Here is a 17,769-nt window from a genome sequence, read left to right as displayed (position 1 = left end):
GGCCGCTCGCCACGGGAGGCACCACGCCATGAAGTCCGGAAGAAGGAAGTCGGGAGGCGGTCGACGGTTCGCTGTCGCCGTCGTCGCCGTTGCGGTCCATCTGGGAGGAGCGGGGCAGGCCCTCGCGGCCCGGGGCGGCTTCGAGTCGCGGCCGCAGGCGCTCGCGAGCGTCGGAGCGGGCGCGGCCGGAACGGGCAACCACACGGCGGTGCTGGGCTGCGAGGACTGAGGTCGGGGCGCCGTCGTTCCGTGGCCCCTGGCGCTGGTGGGCGCGAGGGGCCGCGGGGTTCCGGTGTGACGCGGGCCACTATTCTAGTACTAGGATAGGGGCATGGACTCAGGGCTGACCGCCGCCGAACTGACGCTGCTGGGAATGCTCGTGGAGCAGCCCCGGCACGGGTACGAGCTGGAGAAGGTGATCGCCGAGCGCGGAATGCGGGAGTGGACGGAGATCGGGTTCAGCTCGATCTACTACCTGCTCACCAAGCTCCGTCGGCGCGGCCTGATCGACCAGGCCGCGGGATCGCCGCCCGGGGGCGGAAAAGCGCGCCAGGTGTACGCCGCGACCGACGCCGGGCGCGCGGCCTGTGCGGCGGCGGCCGTCGAGGCGATCGCCGTGCCGCACCCGCTGTTCCCACGCGTCCTGGTCGGGCTGGCCAACCAGCCGGCCATCGAGCCCGAGGACCTGCTCGCCGCGCTCGACCGGCGCGCGCGGGCACTGGCCGAACGCGTCGAGGAGGTGCGCCGGGCGGCCTCCGCCGCAGGGGCGTCCGGGGCGGGGGCGCCCGGGTTCGTGAGCGCCATCTTCGACTACAGCATGGGCCAACTGGAAGCCGAACAAGCCTGGTTGGCCCGCTACCGGGCCTCGCTCGACGAGGCCCGCCGACCGGGGAGGAGCACGACCGTGGCACCGTACGACGTGAAGCGGGAGCAGAAGGAGTTCTACGCCCCCAAGAACACCGCGTGGAACGTGGTGGACGTTCCCGAGCAGCAGTACATCGGGATCGACGGCACGGGGGACCCCAACACCGCACCCGCGTACGCGGCCGCCGTGGAGGCGCTCTACGCGGTGGCGTACACGGTGAAGTTCGCGAGCAAGGGCGGCGCGGACGGCGGCGACTTCGTCGTCGGCCCGCTGGAAGCCCTGTGGTGGTCGGAGCGGCCGGAGGTCTTCACCACGCGGGAGAAGGACTCCTGGAACTGGACCGCGCTCATCAGCATGCCGGCCTGGATCACGGAGGAGACGATCGAGGAGGCGAAGCGGACGGCACTGGCGAAGAAGAAGCTCCCGGCGGTGGCGGAGGTCCGGCGGCTGACGCTCAAGGAGGGCCTGAGCGCCCAGGTGCTGCACATCGGGTCCTACGAGGACGAGACCCCGCTGATGGAGGAGCTGCACCAGGTGTTCCTGGAGGCCGAGGGCCTGCGGCCGTCGGGCCACCACCACGAGATCTACCTCGGCGACCCGCGGAGGACGGCACCCGAGAAGCTGAGGACGGTGGTGCGGCAGCCGGTCGAGCGGGTGGGCTGAGGCGGGACCGTGAGCCCGCGCGCAGGACGTCGGCGGGGCCGGCTTCCTGCGCGGGCTGTTCCGGGGTTGTCCAGGGGCTCGGATCGTGTCGCGCCCGAGAGGCGGAACAGGTCGGGGACGGCGGACGGCCGCCCGGCCGGGAACCCCGGCCGGGCGGCCGTATCCACTGATCCTTCGCTCAGCGGCAGTTGGTCGCGCTGTTGTAGTCGGCGTTGACGAAGCCGTGGGTGTACCCGGTGTCGAAGAAGTAGCGGCCCGTGTTCCGGTCGCGGCCGAGGTACTTCCAGCCGTACTGGATGCTGAAGCCGTTGTCGGTGGAGTTGAGGTGACTGCTGGCCTCACCGAAGGTCTTCGGGCCGACGATGCCGTCGGCCTGGGAGGCGCCGAGGTACTTGGCCTGCCAGGCCTTGGTCGCTGCCTGGGTCCTCGGGCCGAACTGGCAGTCGACGTCGGCCTCGGAGAGGAAGCCGTCCTGCCACAGGACCAGCTGCCACAGGCCGGCGGCGCCGCTGTGGGAGTGCTGGGTGGTGGAGATCAGACCCTCGTCGGCCCAGTCGTTGTCGTAGTTGCCCCAACTGGTGTCGACGAAGCCGACCGAGGTGCTGGCGTGGGCGCCCACCGTGCTGGTGGCGAGCGCGCCGACCGCCAGCGCCGCTGCGGCGAATGCCCGGGCGCCGTGGCGGGCCGTGCGGGTGACCTTGTTGTCCATGGTTCTCGTTCCCCCGTGTGTGATGTGAGTGGCTCGTGTGCCGTGACAGTCGGAAGTCATCGACTGTTTCGCTTGCGCTGTGCCGCAAGTTACCTGTCGGCCCTGTCGGACGCCGGTGCCGAGGGTGGCGGCAAGCAGCGGTGCCGGTTCGGGAAGTCCGCTGTCACTGCGAACGGGCTTCCTGGCTGGTCACAAGATAAGCAGCGGTGGACGGCCAGTTGACGCCGTCTCACCCGGGCATCCGGGTCGGCGAGGGCGTCTCATGCCGGTGACCAGGGATTTGGGACGGTGGCGGACGTGAACTGTGGAGACGTCTCAGATCGCGTGGACCGCCATCGGGCGTCAGTGGCCGGCCTCGGAAAGGGGGGAGGAGACGCTGAGCGGTTGGGGGCGGGTGCGGTCGGCCCGGGCGGCGAGGGGCGGGGCGGCGGCGCCGAGGGCGGCGAAGAAGGCGCCGAGGAGGAGCCAGCCCGGGTGGCCGAGTGCGAGGACGACGCCGGTCAGGGCGAGGGGGGCGAGGGCCTGGCCGGCGTCGAAGCCGATGCCGAGGAGACCCTGGTACTGCCCCTGCGCGTGGTCGGGGGCCAGGCCGAAGCCGAGCGCGTAGCCGCCCGAGGACTCCCACACCTCCCCGATGCTGTGGACGCACACCGCGAGGACGGCCAGCGCCGGTGCCACCCAGGCGGGGACGTCGGCGGTCAGTGCCATCAGGGGGCAGCTGAGGAGGAAGAGGAATCCCGCTCGGCGGAGGGCTCGGCCTCCCTCGGTCGGGGTCTCGACCTTGGAGCCGAGTCGGCTCTGGAGCAGGACGCAGACGCCGCTGTTGATCGCGTAGACCGCTGCGACGGTCCAGCGTGGCGCGTCGGTGTGGGCGCTCAGCCAGATCGGGAGGAGGAGGGAGACGGTCTGGTACTGCAGGCCCATGGCGCTGTAGAGCGCGACGAAGGCCACGTACGGGCGGTCGGCCAGGACGGACCACCGGCGGTGGTGCTCGGGGCGGGGGAGGGGCCGGTAGTTCGGGACGCCGAGGAGGGCGATCACGGCGGCGCCGGCGAAGCTGGCGGCGTTGGCGAGGATCAGGGTGGTGTAGGCGGCGCGGGTGTTGATCTGGACGGCGAAGGCCGCGCCCGAAGTCCCCACGACGACACCGAGGTTGACGAAGGTCCGCAGTCTGGCGCGGAAGGCGGCGGCGTGTTCGTCGGCGACCCGGGCGATGAGGGCGCCGCCGGAGGCGTTGGCGGCGGTGGCGGCCAACCGGTCCAGGGTGGCGACGAGGGTGAAGGCGAGCCAGCTGTCGATGAGGACGAAGGCCGCCATGGTGACGGCCTGGAGGGTGAGGGCGGACAGCCAGACCGTGCGGGGGCCGTGGCGGTCGGCGAGGTTCCCGGCCGGGATCCCGGCGGCGAGGCCGCACAGGCCGGCGATGGTCAGGCCCGCGCCCACCTGGGTGGCGGGCAGGTGCACCACGAGCGTGAAGTAGAGGATGGCGGCGGTGTTGAAGAGACCGTTGCCCACTCTGTTGACGAAGCCGGCGATGATCAGCGCCCGCTGCGGGCCGCCGGACGTCGACGCGTTGACCGTGTGGTGCCTGGACCCCCGCCTCAGCATGTCGGTCAGGCTAACAGGGGCACTTCGTGAACGTCCCCTCGCCCGGGGAGGGCGAGGCCTGACCGCCGGCCCCCGCCGCCGGGCGTGCGCCGGGGGCTGCGGCACGATGGACCCCATGCGGAACGACCACTACGCCCCGGCGAACACCCTCCCCGGCCTCCTGCAGCGCGGCCGGGGCCTGGGCGCCCTGATGGCCGCCGAGGACCCCGCAGCCGCCGCCGAGCTCGTCCACGGCTGCCTCCGCTGGGAGTGGCGGTGGGACGCGCAGATCGATGAGCGCCACCTCTACCTCGCCCGTCTGCTGCGGGACCTGGAGCTGCCGCTCGGCCCGGTGATCGAACTGCTCTCAGCCGCCGACGAGGACACCCGGGACCGGGTGGCCGAGGTCCTGCGGCTGCTGGCGGCCTGTGGCTCCGCCGAGGCCCGGGAGGCGGTGCGGGTGCTTCCGGTGGAGGACGAGCGGCAGCCCGTGGCACGCCGGCCCGACGCGCCGGATCCGATGGCCGAGTCGCCGAGCAGCGCTCTCCTGGCCCTGCTGGCCGACCCCGACGAGCCTGAGCGCCGCAAGAGCGACGCGCTGGGCGTCCTCCACGACCGGGACCCCGAGTCCGGGCTCGTCCCGCTGGTCCCCTCGCTCGGAACGGCGGACGGCGAGCACCCCCTCCCGCTGCTGCCGGGCGTGATCCGCAGGCTCGGCGCGCTCGCCGTGCCCGCCGCCCGCGCGTGGGCCGCCTCCGACACCCGCTGGCTGGCCCGGGAGGGCCTGGGCGTGCTGGCCGAGCACGGCGAGGCGCAGGACGTCCCCGCCCTGATCGCCGCCCTGGAGCGGGACTGGGTGGACCGCACCTGGTGCGGCCCGGTGTTCCTGGCCCGCGGCCTCGCCCGGTTCGGTCCGGAGGCCGCCGAGGCGGTCTCCCTGCTGCGCCGCTTCTGGCTGCAGACCCCGCACTCGTACGAGCGCCCCGCCTACCTGGAGGCACTGATCGCCCTCGGCTCCGCCGGGACGGAGCAGGCGTCCACCGAATCGCTCTGGGACTGCGAGGCCGACGCCCGCCTGCTGGGCGTCGAGCACGCCCCCGACCGCCCCCACGTGCGGGACCGTCTGGCCGCCCTCCGGGACGACCCGATCGAGGTGCCGGAGGTCAGGAAAGCCGCCGCCGCGCGACTCGCCGGGCTGACCTAGGAGGCACTCCCGGTCGGGCGGCGTAGGTGTTCGAGGGGGCTAGAGTGGACGGGTGAACGTGTGAGTGGTGGTCCGGACCCCGTGAGGTGGTTCGGGCCACATCCATTTCCAGGGCATCTCCCCTGTGACCTGCACGTTCGCCGGCCCACCAGACCAGCACCAGAGCCTCCGGAGGCCCCGCCTTGAGCGACCAGCCGTTCGCGCATCTGCATGTTCACACCGAGTACTCGATGCTGGACGGTGCCGCCCGGCTGAAGCAGATGTTCAAGGAGGTCGAGCGCCTCGGGCAGACCCACGTGGCGATGACCGACCACGGCAACATGTACGGCGCCGCCGAGTTCCACAAGCAGGCCACCGAGGCCGGCATCGTCCCCGTCATCGGCATCGAGGCGTACGTCGCGCCCGAGTCCCGCTCCAACACCAAGCGCATCCTGTGGGGCCAGCCGCACCAGAAGAAGGACGACGTCTCCGCGTCCGGCGCGTACACCCACAAGACCATCTGGGCCCGGAACAAGGAGGGCCTGCACAACCTCTTCAAGCTGACCTCGCGCTCCTACGCCGAGGGCTGGCTGGTCAAGTGGCCCCGGATGGACAAGGAGCTGATCTCCGAGCTGTCCGGCGGCCTGATGGCCACCACCGGCTGCCCCTCCGGCGAGGTGCAGACCCGGCTGCGCCTCGGCCAGTTCGACGAGGCCCTCAAGTCCGCCGCCGACTACCAGGACATCTTCGGCAAGGAGAACTACTTCCTGGAGTTGATGGACCACGGCCTCGACATCGAGAAGCGGGTCCGCGACGGGCTGCTGGAGATCAGCAGGAAGCTGGACATCCCCCCGGTCGTCACCAACGACTCGCACTACACCACCGAGGCCGACGCCGGCGCCCACGACCTGCTGCTCTGCGTCCAGACCGGCAAGAACCTCTCCGACCCGGACCGCTTCCGCTTCGACGGCACCGGCTACTACATCAAGTCCGCCGCCGAGATGTACGCGCTGGACTCCTCGGACGCCTGGCAGGAGGGCTGCCGCAACAGCCAGCTCCTCGTCGCCTCCCGGGTCGACACCGAGGGCATGTTCAAGTTCAAGAACCTCATGCCCCGCTTCCCCATCCCGGAGGGCTTCGAGTCCGAGGCGGACTTCTTCAGGTCCAAGGTCTGGGAGGGGATGGACTGGCGCTTCCCGAACGGGTACGACGAGGAGCACAAGAAGCTCGCCGAGTACGAGATGGACACCATCATCCAGATGGGGTTCCCGGCGTACTTCCTCGTGGTCGCCGACTTCATCATGTGGGCCAAGAGCCAGGGCATCGCGGTCGGCCCCGGCCGTGGCTCCGCGGCCGGCTCGCTGGTCGCGTACGCGATGGGCATCACCGACCTCGACCCCATCCCGCACGGCCTGATCTTCGAGCGCTTCCTCAACCCCGAGCGCATCTCCATGCCCGATGTCGACATCGACTTCGACGAGCGCCGGCGCGGTGACGTGATCCGCTACGTGACGGAGAAGTGGGGATCCGACAAGGTCGCCATGATCGTCACGTACGGCACCATCAAGGCGAAGGCCGCCATCAAGGACTCCTCCCGGGTCCTCGGCTACCCCTACGCGATGGGCGACCGCATCACCAAGGCGATGCCGCCGGACGTCATGGGCAAGGGCATCCCGCTCTCCGGCATCACCGACCCCTCGCACCCGCGCTACAGCGAGGCCGGCGAGATCCGCGGCCTGTACGAGACCGACCCGGACGTCAAGAAGGTCATCGACACCGCGCGCGGCATCGAGGGCCTGATCCGCCAGCCCGGCGTGCACGCCGCCGGCGTCATCATGTCCGCGGAGCCGCTGACCGACCACATCCCGGTCTGGACCCGGCACACCGACGGCGTCACCATCACGCAGTTCGACTACCCGACTTGTGAAGGCCTCGGCCTCCTCAAGATGGACTTCCTCGGCCTGCGCAACCTGACGATCATGGACGACGCCGTCAAGGCGATCGAGAAGAACAAGGGCATCAAGATCAACCTGCTTGATCTGCCCCTCGACGACAAGCCGACGTACGAGCTGCTGGCGCGCGGTGACACGCTCGGCGTCTTCCAGCTCGACGGCGGGCCGATGCGCTCGCTGCTGCGCCTGATGAAGCCCGACAACTTCGAAGACATCTCCGCGGTCCTGGCGCTGTACCGACCCGGCCCGATGGGCGTCAACTCGCACACCAACTACGCGCTGCGCAAGAACGGGCAGCAGGAGATCACCCCGATCCACCCGGAGCTGGAGAAGCCCCTGGAGGAGGTGCTCCGGCCCACCTACGGCCTGATCGTCTACCAGGAGCAGGTCCAGAAGGCCGCGCAGATCCTGGCCGGCTACTCGCTCGGCCAGGCAGACCTGCTGCGCCGCGCCATGGGCAAGAAGAAGAAGGAGATCCTGGAGGCGGAGTTCGTCCCCTTCCAGAAGGGCTGCCGCGAGCGCGGCTACTCCGACGAGGCCATCCAGGCCGTGTGGGACGTCCTCGTCCCCTTCTCCGGCTACGCGTTCAACAAAGCGCACACCGCCGGGTACGGGCTGGTCTCGTACTGGACGGCCTACCTCAAGGCCAACTACCCGGCCGAGTACATGTCCGGCCTGCTCACGTCCGTCAAGGACGACAAGGACAAGTCCGCGGTCTACCTCAACGAGTGCCGCAAGATGGGCATCAACGTCCTGCCGCCGGACGTCAACGAGTCGGACTCGGACTTCACCCCGCACGGTGACGACACCGTCCGCTTCGGGCTCACCGCCATCCGCAACGTCGGCGGGCCGGTCGTCGACTCGATGATCCGGACCCGGAAGGCCAAGGGGAAGTTCTCCTCCTTCCCCGACTTCCTGGACAAGGTCGAATCGGTGGTCTGCAACAAGCGGACCGTCGAATCGCTGATCAAGGCCGGCGCCTTCGACTCGCTCGGACACACCCGCAAGGGCCTCAGCGCGCAGTTCGAGCCGATGATCGACAACGTGGTGGGGGTGAAGCGGAAGGAGGCCGAGGGGCAGTTCGACCTCTTCGGCGGCGACGCGACCGCCGACGAACCGAGCTTCGGGCTCGACGTCGTCTTCTCCGAGGAGGAGTGGGAGAAGTCCTTCCTGCTCACCCAGGAACGGGAGATGCTCGGCCTGTACGTCTCCTCCCACCCGCTGCACGGCATCGAGCACGTGCTCGCCGACAAGGCCGACTGCGCGGTCGCCGACCTCGCGGAACGGCCCGACGGGACCATCGTCACCATCGGCGGCATCATCTCGGGCCTCCAGCGGAAGATGACCAAGCAGGGCAACGCGTGGGCCATCGCCACCGTCGAGGACCTGGCGGGCTCGATCGACTGCATGTTCTTCCCCGCCAGCTACCAGCTGGTGTCCTCGCAACTCGTCGAGGACGCGGTGGTGTTCGTGCGGGGCAAGCTGGACAAGCGGGAGGACGTGCCGCGGCTGATGGGGATGGAGCTGTCCGTCCCCGACCTCTCCAACGCGCACGCCGAGGCGCCGATCACCATCAACATCCCCAGTGGGAAGGTCACCCCGCCGCTGGTGGCGCGACTGGGCGAGGTCCTGACCCATCACAAGGGCACGACCGAGGTCCGGCTCCGGCTCGAAGGGCACACCAAGACGACGGTGCTGAGGCTGGACCGGCACCGGGTGAAGTCGGATCCGGCGCTGTTCGGGGATCTGAAGCAGCTGCTCGGGCCGAGTTGTCTGGCGGTGTGACGGCAGGGTGCGGGTAGCGGTCTTCCGCTGCGCGCAGTTCCCCGCGCCCCTTCGGGCGCGGGGAACCTTCGTTTGGGGGAGGAAGCGGGGGCCGGGGAGGGGGCGCGGGGCGGCGGTGGGTCAGGAGCCGGTGCCGAGGCCCGGGGGGACGGCGGTGTGGAGGGCGGAGACGAAGGCGGAGATGGCCGGGTGGGAACCGGCGCCGGCACGGAAGGCGGCGCGGGTGCGGCGGTACATGGGGAGGCGGGTGAGGACCACGCCGGGCGGGGGCTGGGCGGTGCCGAGGTGGGGGACGAGGGCGACGCCCTGGCCGGCGGCGACCAGGGCGAGGACGGTGGTGAAGTCGTCGATCTGGTGGCGGATCCGCGGGGCGAAGCCGGCCGACTCGCAGGCGCGCAGGGCCATGGCGTGGCAGAGGGTGCCGGGCGGGGACATGATCCACGGGGCGCCGTGCTGCTCGGCGATGGTGCCCAGGGTGCGGGCGGCCAGGTACATGGGCTCGGTGAAGACCGGGCGGGTCGTGGCGAGGCCGGGTTCGGCGTCGGTCGGGACGAGGTCGTACTCGTGCACCAGCGCCACGTCCAGTTCGCCCGCGCGCAGGGCGGCGCCGACGACCGCCGGGTCCACTTCGGTGACCATCGGCTCCAGCCCCGGGTGCCAGGCGGCGAGTTCGCCGAGCACCGCCGGGATGATCGCCCGGGCCGCCGAGGGGTAGGTGCCGATCCGCAGCGGTCCGGCCAACCCCCGCTTGGCGTGGGCGAGTTCGGCGCCCGCCTGTTCCAGCAGGGCGAGCACCGACTCGGCGTGCCGGACCAGGTTGCGCCCGGCCGGGGTGAGGGCGACCCGGCGGCCGGTGCGTTCCAGCAGGGGGACGCCCGCCTCCTTCTCCAGGACGGACAACTGCTGGGACACCGCCGACGGACTGAAGGACAGCGCCTCGGCGACGGCCGCGATGGTGCCGAGGTGGGCGAGTTCGCGCAGCAGGCGCAGGCGTCGGACGTCGAGCATCGACCCACCCTAGTCGAGCATCGGCTCAGCTTACGAGAAGCGTCGAATATGTGAACTGGACCTGCGGTGACCCCGGGACGCAGGATCATGGGCATGGAACTGCACGGCGTCTACGTCCCCCTGATCACGCCCTTCGCCGCCGACGGCTCGGTCGCGCTGGACGCACTGGAGAAGCTCGCGTACGAGCTGCTCGACGCCGGCGCGGCCGGCCTGTGCGCGCTCGGCACCACCGGCGAACCGGCCGCGCTGACCGCCGCCGAGCGGGACGCGGTGGTGGACGTCGCCGCGGCCGCCTGCGCCGCACGCGGCGCGCAGCTGATCGTGGGCGCGCACGGCGGGGACACCCGGGCGACCGCCGAGTCGCTGGCGGCGATCGGCGCCCGGGTGCCGCAGGCCTCGGCCGCGCTGGTCACCGTCCCGGCGTTCGTACGGCCCGGCGAGGCGGGGACGGTGGCGCACTTCCGGGCGCTGGCCGCGAGCAGCCCGCTGCCGCTGCTCGTCTACCAGATCCCGTACCGCACCGGGCAGCAGCTCTCCACCGCCGCGCTGCGCGAGCTCGCCGCGATCGACGGCGTGGTGGGCGTCAAGTACGCGACCGGCGGGCTGGACCAGACGGCGGCCGAGCTGCTCGCCGACACCCCCGAGGGCTTCGCCTTCCTCACCGGCGAGGACGCCTTCCTGCCGCCGATGCTGGCGCTCGGCGCGGCCGGGGGCATCCTGGCCTCCGCCCACCTGGCGACCGGCCGGTTCGTCGAGCTGGTCGAGGCGTGGCGGGCCGGGGACGTCGAGCGGGCACGGACGCTCGGGCACCGGCTGACCGGGCTGGCGGTGGCCGCGTTCGCGGCGCCGAACCCGGCGGTCACCAAGGGCGTGCTGCACGCCCAGGGGCGGATCCCGACGCCGGACGTCCGGCTGCCGCTGCTGCCGGCCGGCCGGGCCGAGGTGGAGGCCGCCCTGGCCCTGGCGGACGGCCTGGCGAGTGGTCTGGACCAATAGGTCCGTCCGGGGAGCCTCTCACCCAGTGAAATGGCAGGTCGCCCCGCCCGCGTGACAAGGCATGATGGGCAGAGTGCGGCTGTGAACAGCACCATCCAGAGGAGTAGTCGGAATGAAGATCGGCATTGTCGGTGCCACCGGGCAGGTCGGCGGCGTGGTCCGCGAGATCCTGGCGGAGCGCAACTTCCCGGTGGAGCGGCTGCGGCTGTTCGCCTCGGCCCGCTCGGCCGGGCGCACCCTGCCCTGGCAGGGCGGCGAGGTCACCGTCGAGGACGCGGCCACGGCCGACTACACGGGCCTGGACATCGTGATCTTCTCCGCCGGCGGCGCCACCTCCAAGGCCCTCGCCCCCAAGGCCGCCGCGGCCGGTGCCGTGGTCATCGACAACTCCTCCGCCTGGCGCCGCGACCCCGAGGTCCCGCTGGTCGTCTCGGAGGTCAACCCCGAGGCCGTCGCCGACCGCCCCAAGGGCATCATCGCCAACCCGAACTGCACCACCATGGCCGCCATGCCCGTGCTGCGCCCGCTGCACGAGGAGGCCGGCCTGGCCGCGCTGGTCGTCTCCACCTACCAGGCCGTCTCCGGCAGCGGCGTCGCCGGCGTCGCCGAGCTGCGGGACCAGGCCGCCAAGGTCATCGACGGCGCCGCCGCGCTCGCCCACGACGGCGCCGCCGTCGAGTTCCCCGAGCCCAAGGTCTACCAGCGGCCGATCGCCTTCAACGTGGTGCCGCTGGCCGGCTCCATCGTCGAGGACGGCTCCAACGAGACCGACGAGGAGCAGAAGCTCCGCCACGAGAGCCGCAAGATCCTCGGCATCCCGGAGCTCAAGGTCGCCGGCACCTGCGTGCGCGTCCCGGTCTTCTCCGGGCACTCGCTGCAGATCAACGCCCGCTTCGAGCGGCCGATCAGCCCCGAGCGCGCCGTCGAGCTGCTCACCGGTGCCCCCGGCGTCGAGCTGTCGGACATCCCCACCCCGCTGCAGGCCGCCGGCCAGGACCCCAGCTACGTGGGCCGCATCCGGGTCGACGAGACCGTCGAGAACGGCCTGTCGCTGTTCGTCTCGAACGACAACCTGCGCAAGGGCGCCGCGCTCAACGCCGTCCAGCTGGCCGAGCTGGTCGCCGCCGAACTCAAGGGCTGACCGGCACGGGTCGACACGCCGCCGCGTGACCTCGGGCGGGCTCCGTCGTTGAACGGGGCCCGCCTTCGCGTTCTTTGCGTGCCGTTGGGGCGGCTGTTGCGGTACCGGGACATCCGGCAAGGTTCGGCAGACGAACCCCGGGTAAAAGGTGACCCAACGATCGGGCGATGACGGGGGCCCCTCACCTCGGCGCGCCCGGACGGCGGGCGGACCGCCCACCCGCCCACCCCCGAACGACCCACCCGACCGATGTCCGAGGGCGAGCGAAAAGAGGTGCGCGATGGACCGCTGTGTCGTCCTGGTGGACGCCGGATACCTGCTGGGCGCCGCCGCCAGCCTGCTCGCCGGGGACCCGTCCCGGTCCAAGGTCACCGTCGACCACACGGCCCTGATCACCGCCCTGCGCGAACGCGCCGAAGCCGAGACCGGGCTGCCGCTGCTGCGCATCTACTGGTTCGACGCCGCGCCCGACCGGCGCCCGATGCCCGAGCACCGGCGACTGCGCGTGCTGCCCCGGGTCACCGTACGGCTCGGGGCCCTCACCCGGGCCGAGGGGCGCTGGGTGCAGAAGGGCGTCGACGCCGCGATGCACGCCGAACTCTCCGAACTCGCCCGCAACCGGGCCTGCGCCGACGTCGTGCTGATCACCGGGGACGGCGACCTGCTGCCCGGCATGATGACCGCCAAGGAACACGGCGTCGCCGTCCACCTGTGGGCACTCCAGGCCGCCGACGGTGACTTCAACCAGTCCGAGGACCTGGTCGGCGAGGCCGACGAGCGACGGGTGCTGGACCGCGAATGGATCGAGGGGTCGTTCTCGCTGCGGGACACCGCCAACCTCTTCCCGGCGCCCGGGGCCCGGCAGGAGATCGCCAAGATCCTCGCCGCCCCGCCCGCCACGCCCGCCACCCTGCCCGGCGTCGTCCCCAGCGTGGTGCCGAGCGTCGTGCCGGCCGCCCCGGCGGTGCGGCCGGCGGCCGGCGCCCCCGCGGGCAGCACCCCCGCCGCCGACGGGCGGCCGCAGCCGGCGGCCGCGCTCAAGGTCGTCCCCACCCCGAAGGACCTGGCCGGGCGGACCCCGTCCGTCACCCCGATCATCCCGGTGGCCAACGGGCACGGCGCCGTCGGGCACGCGGCGAACGGGCATGCGGCGAACGGGCACCCGGCGAACGGACACGGAACCCACGCGCACGGGACGAACGGGCACGGAGCCAACGGCGCCGTCGCGCAGGCCGGGCCGGTCCTGCGCTGGTCGTCCGACCGCGGCTGGGTCGACCGGCCCGCCCCCGAACCCGCCGTCACCGCCGGCGACAACCTCCCCACCCTCGCCCAGCTCACCACCGCCGAACAACGCTGGGCCGACCGCGAGGAGGACATCACCTCCATCGGCGGCGACGCCCACGAAGTCGGCCAGGTCTTCGCCCGCCGCTGGACCGAACGCATCGGCGACTCCGAACGGCTCACCGTCCTCTGGCCCGACTACCCGCGCATCCCGCACCGCGTCGACGGCGAGCTGCTCCGCTACGCCGCCCGCTTCGGGCTGCTCGCCCACAAGGACGACCAGATCGACGAACACGACCGCTACGCCATCCGGGCCGGGTTCTGGAAGGAACTCGCGGCACGGGTGCCCGGCGGGTCCATGGTCGTCGACGACTGAGGCCGGGCGTCGAGCGGGCCGGTGCGGGCCCACCGGGGGGAGCGGTGAGGGCCCCCTTGTCCGGTTCGCCCGTATGAGCGCGTAGAGTCTCCGGTCGTGAGTGAGACGGCCGGGCGAGCACCCGAGGAAACCCCGCCGTGCGTTGCCGTGCGCGACCTGGTCAGGACCTACCGCAGCGGCCGCGGCGCCGCCGCCACCGAGATCCGGGCCAACGACGGCATCAGCCTCACCGTCCGGCAGGGCGAGATCTTCGGCCTGCTCGGGCCCAACGGCGCCGGCAAGTCGACACTGGTCCGCCAGCTCACCGGACTGCTGCGCCCCGACTCCGGCACCGTCGAACTGCTCGGCCACGACATCGTCCGGCACCCCGAACGCGCCGCCCGGCTCCTCGGCTACCTCGGGCAGGAATCCACCGCCCTCGACGAACTGACCGTCGCGCTCGCCGCCGAGACCACCGGACGGCTGCGCGGCCTCGGCCGGTCCCAGGCCCGCACCGCGGCCGCCGACGTCCTCGACGAACTCGGGCTCGCCGCCCTCGCCCGGCGGCCGCTCGCCAAGCTCTCCGGCGGCCAGCGGCGACTCGCCTGCTTCGCCGCCACCCTCGTCGGACACCGGCCCCTGCTCGTCCTCGACGAACCCACCACCGGCATGGACCCCGTCGCCCGGCGGGCCGTGTGGAGCGCCGTCGACCGGCGGCGCGCCGAGCACGGCACCACCGTCCTGCTCGTCACCCACAACGTCATCGAGGCGGAAACCGTCCTCGACCGGGTCGCCGTCATCGACGACGGCCGGGTCATCGCCTGTGACACGCCCGGCGGGCTCAAGGCGCTCGTCGACGGCGACGTGCGGCTCGACCTGGTCTGGCGCGACGAGGCGCCCGTCGGCGTGCCCGCCGTCGCCGCACTGCGCGACCGGGCCGAACGCACCGGACGCCGCTGGACCGTCCGCACCACCCCCGAGCAGGCCCGCGAACTGGTCGCCGCCGTCACCACCGGCCCGGCCTTCGCCGCGCTCGACGACTTCACCCTCGCCACCCCGAGCCTTGAGGACGCCTACCTCAAGCTGGGCGGCCGCCACGGAGGACTCGCCAAGTGACCCTGCTCTCGGCGCCGCCCCGGACCGACCGGACCACCGGCGGACCCGCCCCGCTCGCCCCCGCGGCCCGGCTGCTGCCCGCGCTCGCCGCCGTCTACCGGGCCCAGCTCGCCCGGGCCCGGGTCGCGCGGATCCCGCTGCTGTTCGTGGCCACCTTCCAGTCCGTCGGCATCCTCGTGATGATGCGGGGCGTGGTGGACGGCGGGCAGACCTCGGCGGCGCGGTCCGTCGTCGCGGGGTCCAGCGTGCTCGTCGTCGCGTTCGTCGCGCTCAACCTGCTCGCCCAGTACTTCGGCAAGCTCCGGGCCACCGGCGGCCTCGACCACTACGCGACGCTGCCGGTGCCGGCCGCCTCCGTGGTGCTCGGGGCTGCCGCCGCGTACGCCTCGTTCACCCTGCCCGGGACCCTCGCCACGGCGGCCCTCGGGGCGGTCATGTTCGGACTCCCGCTCGGGCAGCTGTGGGTGCTGCTGGCCGTCGTCCCGCTCGCCGGGGCCGCGCTCTCCGGACTCGGCGCGGCCTGCGGGCTGCTCGCGCCGCGGCAGGAGATCGCGACCATGCTCGGGCAGCTCGGGATGTCCGCCGCCCTGCTGCTCGGCGTGCTGCCCGTCGACCACCTGCCGCAGCCCGTGCAGTGGCTGCGCGACCTGCTGCCCTCCACGTACGGGGTCGAGGCCTTCGCCCGGACCTTCACGCCGGACCCGGACTGGGGGATGGTGCTCGCCGACCTCGGGGTGTGCGCCGCGGTGGGCGTGGTGTCGCTGGGCGTGGCCACGTGGGCGTACCGGCGGGCGGTGGCGCGGTAGCGACCGGGGCGGCGGGTTGAGGCCGGGGCCGGGGGCCGTGCGGGCGGGCGGTGGAGCGGTAAGGGGCGGACGGGTGGTTGGGCCGTTCGCGGGGCTGTCGTGAAACGATGGGGCCTGTGACCGTACCGAACACACCTCCGGATCCCGCCCACACCGATGTGCAGGCGGTGCCGGGCGACACCGTGTCCGACGCCGTGCCGCAGGCGGTGCCGCCGCATGCCGTGGTCGACCCGTACGCGCCTCCGGCGGAGGCCGTCGCGTCCGCGGCGGAGGACGGCGAGGCGACCTCGCCGATGCGGCGGCTGCTGCCCGAGGTCCGGCTCGGGGCCGGCGTCGTCGTCGCGTGTCTGGTCGCGGGGCTGGTGATGGCCGCGCTGTGGGCGTGGCTGGCGCCGAAGGTGCCGCTGGTGGTCGACGGGGACCGGATCCTCTACGTCGACCCCGAAGGCGAGCAGCGGGCCGGGGCCGACGCGGTGTTCGTGCTCGCCGGCCTGGGGGCCGGGATCCTGACCGCGCTCGGGGCCTTCCTGGTCACCCGGCGGCGCGGGGGCGGCATCGCGGTCGCGCTCGGGCTGGCCGTGGGCGGACTGCTCGGGTCCGTCGGGGCCTGGCGGATCGGGCGGTGGCTCGGGCCGGGCAACGACCTGATCGCCGAAGCGCGGAGGGTCGGGAACGGCGGGCACTTCGACGCCGGCATCGACCTGGGGGCGATGGGGGCCCTGCTGGTGTGGCCGATGGCGGCGATGGTGGTGCTGCTCGTGCTGTCGGCGGCGTTCGGGAAGCGGGAGGAGGACCCGCCGCCGTACTGGGCGCCGGTGGCTCCGCACCCGGTTCCGCCGGTGGCTCCGGAGGAGCGGGGCTGAGGATCGGCGGCAGGGCGGAAGGCCGGTGGGCTTTCCGCCCTGTGGCGTTTCCTGGGGGCGTTCGGCCGGGGGCGCGGGGCCGGTTGGGGGGTGGGCGCGGGTTGGGGGCTCCCGGTTCGCGCGGTTCCGCGCGCCCCTGGGGTGGATGTTTTCCGGGCGGAGGAGGAGGGGCGTTTCCGGAGGGGGAGGGGCCGGCGTCAGCGGGCGATGGGGGCGGTTCGGGCTTGGGTGAGGGTGATGAGGTCGGTGGGGGCGAGTTCCACTTCGAGGCCTCGGCGGCCGGCGGAGACGTAGACGGTGGGGTGGGTGAGGGCGCTGGCGTCGATGACGGTGCGCAGGGGGCGGCGCTGGCCGAGGGGCGAGATGCCGCCGCGGACGTAGCCGCTGCTGCGTTCGGCGGCCGCGGGGTCGGCCATGGTGGCGCGCTTGCCGCCGACGGCGGCGGCGAGGGCCTTGAGGTCGAGCTGGCCGGCGACCGGGACCACGCCGACGGTGAGGGTGCCGTCCACGTCGGCGACCAGGGTCTTGAAGACCCGTTCGGCGGCCACGCCGAGGACCTCGGCCGCCTCGCCGCCGTAGGAGGCGGCGGCGGGGTCGTGGTCGTAGGCGTGCACGGTGAAGGCGACGGCGGCGGTTTCCAGGGCGACGGTGGCCGGGGTGCCCTGGCCGCCCTTCTTGGTCTTCTTGGCCATGCGGGGGTCCTGGGGCTCCTGGGTCAGTTGGGGCTGAAGGACTGGCGGGTGAGGTCGACGGCGGGCAGCGAGGGCAGCCAGCTGAGCACGGCGGTCTCGCGGCGCAGCAGGTCGAGTTCGGCGCGCAGCCGCTGGGCGGTGTCGGTGCAGGCGAGCAGACGCTGCTTGACCGGGGTCTCGAACACCGAGGCGGCGGCGACCAGGTAGGAGAGCACCTGCGGGTCGTCGGGGAGCTCCTGGCGGCCGACGGTGCTGGCCTCGCGGGCGCCGGCGAGGCGCTTCTGGTAGACCCGGAACGCCCGCTCGACCTCGGAGGCCAGGGCGCCGGAGCCCTCGCCGGGGAGCTCCTCGATCGGCTCGATCTCGCCGGTCAGGTACGGACCGGAGGTGTCCACCGCGGCGAGCCGGAACCGGGTGGTGCCGGTGACCAGGAGCTCGTAGCGGCCGTCCGGCTGGTGCTGGGCGGAGGCGACGTCGGCGACGCAGCCGATGGGGAAGATCGCCTCCAGCGGGTCCCCGGTGACGGTGCCGAGGCCGTCGAGGGGCCCGGCCGCGCCGTCCTCCTCCCGGACCGGGGCGACCTCGCGGCCGTCCTTGATCGCGAGCACGCCGAAGCGCCGGGGGCTGTCCTCCGGCTGTTCGAGCAGGTCGGCGACGAGACGGCGGTAGCGCTCCTCGAAGACGTTCAGGGGCAGCACCAGGCCCGGGTAGAGCACGGTGTTCAGCGGGAAGAGCGGCAGCCGTTCTGTCACGGCGGACAGCGTAGT

The 17,769-nt window shown here is 72.8% G+C and carries 14 protein-coding genes; 9 read left to right on the top strand and 5 right to left on the bottom strand.

Going from position 1 to position 17,769, the window contains the following annotated elements; translation table 11 throughout:
- Positions 1 to 331 precede the first annotated feature (331 nt).
- Complete coding sequence (locus ACIRD3_RS37375) at positions 332 to 1,528, top strand: GyrI-like domain-containing protein (protein ID WP_402225750.1); 1,197 nt, start codon at positions 332 to 334, stop codon at positions 1,526 to 1,528.
- Between the two features lie 178 nt (positions 1,529 to 1,706).
- On the opposite strand, the gene ACIRD3_RS37370 is transcribed toward ACIRD3_RS37375, so the two are convergent.
- Together ACIRD3_RS37370 and ACIRD3_RS37365 are read right to left on the bottom strand one after the other, a co-directional pair.
- A complete protein-coding gene (locus ACIRD3_RS37370; protein ID WP_402225748.1) occupies positions 1,707 to 2,237 on the bottom strand; it encodes a peptidoglycan-binding protein in 531 nt (176 codons plus the stop codon).
- Positions 2,238 to 2,579: 342 nt separating this feature from the next.
- On the bottom strand, positions 2,580 to 3,845 hold the full coding sequence (locus ACIRD3_RS37365; protein ID WP_402225745.1) for an MFS transporter: 1,266 nt from the start codon (positions 3,843 to 3,845) through the stop codon (positions 2,580 to 2,582).
- A gap of 115 nt (positions 3,846 to 3,960) precedes the next feature.
- On the opposite strand from ACIRD3_RS37365, the gene ACIRD3_RS37360 reads away from it, so the two are divergent.
- Together ACIRD3_RS37360 and dnaE are read left to right on the top strand one after the other, a co-directional pair.
- Positions 3,961 to 5,028 carry a hypothetical protein gene (locus tag ACIRD3_RS37360; protein WP_402225742.1) on the top strand — a complete coding sequence of 356 codons (1,068 nt, stop codon included), beginning with the start codon at positions 3,961 to 3,963 and terminating at the stop codon, positions 5,026 to 5,028.
- 182 nt (positions 5,029 to 5,210) lie between these two features.
- The gene (gene dnaE, locus ACIRD3_RS37355; protein ID WP_402225739.1) at positions 5,211 to 8,744 is read left to right on the top strand and encodes a DNA polymerase III subunit alpha; all 3,534 of its coding nucleotides are present in this window, start codon (positions 5,211 to 5,213) and stop codon (positions 8,742 to 8,744) included.
- 120 nt (positions 8,745 to 8,864) lie between these two features.
- On the opposite strand, the gene ACIRD3_RS37350 is transcribed toward dnaE, so the two are convergent.
- The gene (locus ACIRD3_RS37350) at positions 8,865 to 9,752 is read right to left on the bottom strand and encodes a LysR family transcriptional regulator (protein ID WP_402225736.1); all 888 of its coding nucleotides are present in this window, start codon (positions 9,750 to 9,752) and stop codon (positions 8,865 to 8,867) included.
- A 93-nt stretch (positions 9,753 to 9,845) separates the two neighbouring features.
- Between ACIRD3_RS37350 and ACIRD3_RS37345 the strand changes: the two genes are divergently transcribed.
- From ACIRD3_RS37345 to ACIRD3_RS37320, 6 genes are all read left to right on the top strand, one after another.
- Positions 9,846 to 10,748 carry a dihydrodipicolinate synthase family protein gene (locus ACIRD3_RS37345; protein WP_402225734.1) on the top strand — a complete coding sequence of 301 codons (903 nt, stop codon included), beginning with the start codon at positions 9,846 to 9,848 and terminating at the stop codon, positions 10,746 to 10,748.
- Between the two features lie 112 nt (positions 10,749 to 10,860).
- Positions 10,861 to 11,889, top strand: a complete 1,029-nt coding sequence (locus ACIRD3_RS37340) for an aspartate-semialdehyde dehydrogenase (RefSeq protein WP_402225731.1) — start codon at positions 10,861 to 10,863, stop codon at positions 11,887 to 11,889.
- 280 nt (positions 11,890 to 12,169) lie between these two features.
- Positions 12,170 to 13,546, top strand: a complete 1,377-nt coding sequence (locus ACIRD3_RS37335) for an NYN domain-containing protein (RefSeq protein WP_402225728.1) — start codon at positions 12,170 to 12,172, stop codon at positions 13,544 to 13,546.
- Between the two features lie 147 nt (positions 13,547 to 13,693).
- Positions 13,694 to 14,641: an ABC transporter ATP-binding protein gene (locus ACIRD3_RS37330; RefSeq protein ID WP_402225791.1), complete on the top strand. Its 948-nt coding sequence runs from the start codon at positions 13,694 to 13,696 to the stop codon at positions 14,639 to 14,641.
- The gene (locus ACIRD3_RS37325) at positions 14,638 to 15,447 is read left to right on the top strand and encodes an ABC transporter permease (protein WP_402225726.1); all 810 of its coding nucleotides are present in this window, start codon (positions 14,638 to 14,640) and stop codon (positions 15,445 to 15,447) included. Before ACIRD3_RS37330 ends, ACIRD3_RS37325 begins: the two co-directional genes overlap by 4 nt.
- Before the next feature lie 116 nt (positions 15,448 to 15,563).
- Positions 15,564 to 16,310 (top strand): hypothetical protein, encoded by a 747-nt coding sequence (locus tag ACIRD3_RS37320; protein WP_402225723.1) that lies wholly within the window; start codon positions 15,564 to 15,566, stop codon positions 16,308 to 16,310.
- 197 nt (positions 16,311 to 16,507) lie between these two features.
- Here ACIRD3_RS37320 and ybaK read toward each other — a convergent pair whose 3' ends face one another.
- Both ybaK and ACIRD3_RS37310 read right to left on the bottom strand, forming a co-directional pair.
- Positions 16,508 to 17,002: a Cys-tRNA(Pro) deacylase gene (gene ybaK / locus ACIRD3_RS37315; protein ID WP_402225720.1), complete on the bottom strand. Its 495-nt coding sequence runs from the start codon at positions 17,000 to 17,002 to the stop codon at positions 16,508 to 16,510.
- Positions 17,003 to 17,025: 23 nt separating this feature from the next.
- A complete protein-coding gene (locus ACIRD3_RS37310) occupies positions 17,026 to 17,754 on the bottom strand; it encodes an LON peptidase substrate-binding domain-containing protein (protein WP_402225717.1) in 729 nt (242 codons plus the stop codon).
- Positions 17,755 to 17,769: the final 15 nt, after the last annotated feature.

It is taken from the genome of Kitasatospora sp. NPDC093550 (assembly GCF_044764985.1).
Taxonomy (GTDB): domain Bacteria; phylum Actinomycetota; class Actinomycetes; order Streptomycetales; family Streptomycetaceae; genus Kitasatospora.
This window is presented reverse-complemented; position numbering and strand designations above follow the sequence as displayed.

Bases quoted from the DNA above. Each gene is read 5' to 3' on its own strand.
- ACIRD3_RS37365 (WP_402225745.1), bottom strand. From the start codon at position 3,845: ATGCTGAGGCGGGGGTCCAGGCACCACACGGTCAACGCGTCGACGTCC.
- ACIRD3_RS37350 (WP_402225736.1), bottom strand. From the start codon at position 9,752: ATGCTCGACGTCCGACGCCTGCGCCTGCTGCGCGAACTCGCCCACCTC.
- ybaK (WP_402225720.1), bottom strand. From the start codon at position 17,002: ATGGCCAAGAAGACCAAGAAGGGCGGCCAGGGCACCCCGGCCACCGTC.
- ACIRD3_RS37375 (WP_402225750.1), top strand. From the start codon at position 332: ATGGACTCAGGGCTGACCGCCGCCGAACTGACGCTGCTGGGAATGCTC.
- ACIRD3_RS37345 (WP_402225734.1), top strand. From the start codon at position 9,846: ATGGAACTGCACGGCGTCTACGTCCCCCTGATCACGCCCTTCGCCGCC.
- ACIRD3_RS37340 (WP_402225731.1), top strand. From the start codon at position 10,861: ATGAAGATCGGCATTGTCGGTGCCACCGGGCAGGTCGGCGGCGTGGTC.
- ACIRD3_RS37370 (WP_402225748.1), bottom strand. From the start codon at position 2,237: ATGGACAACAAGGTCACCCGCACGGCCCGCCACGGCGCCCGGGCATTC.
- ACIRD3_RS37360 (WP_402225742.1), top strand. From the start codon at position 3,961: ATGCGGAACGACCACTACGCCCCGGCGAACACCCTCCCCGGCCTCCTG.
- ACIRD3_RS37335 (WP_402225728.1), top strand. From the start codon at position 12,170: ATGGACCGCTGTGTCGTCCTGGTGGACGCCGGATACCTGCTGGGCGCC.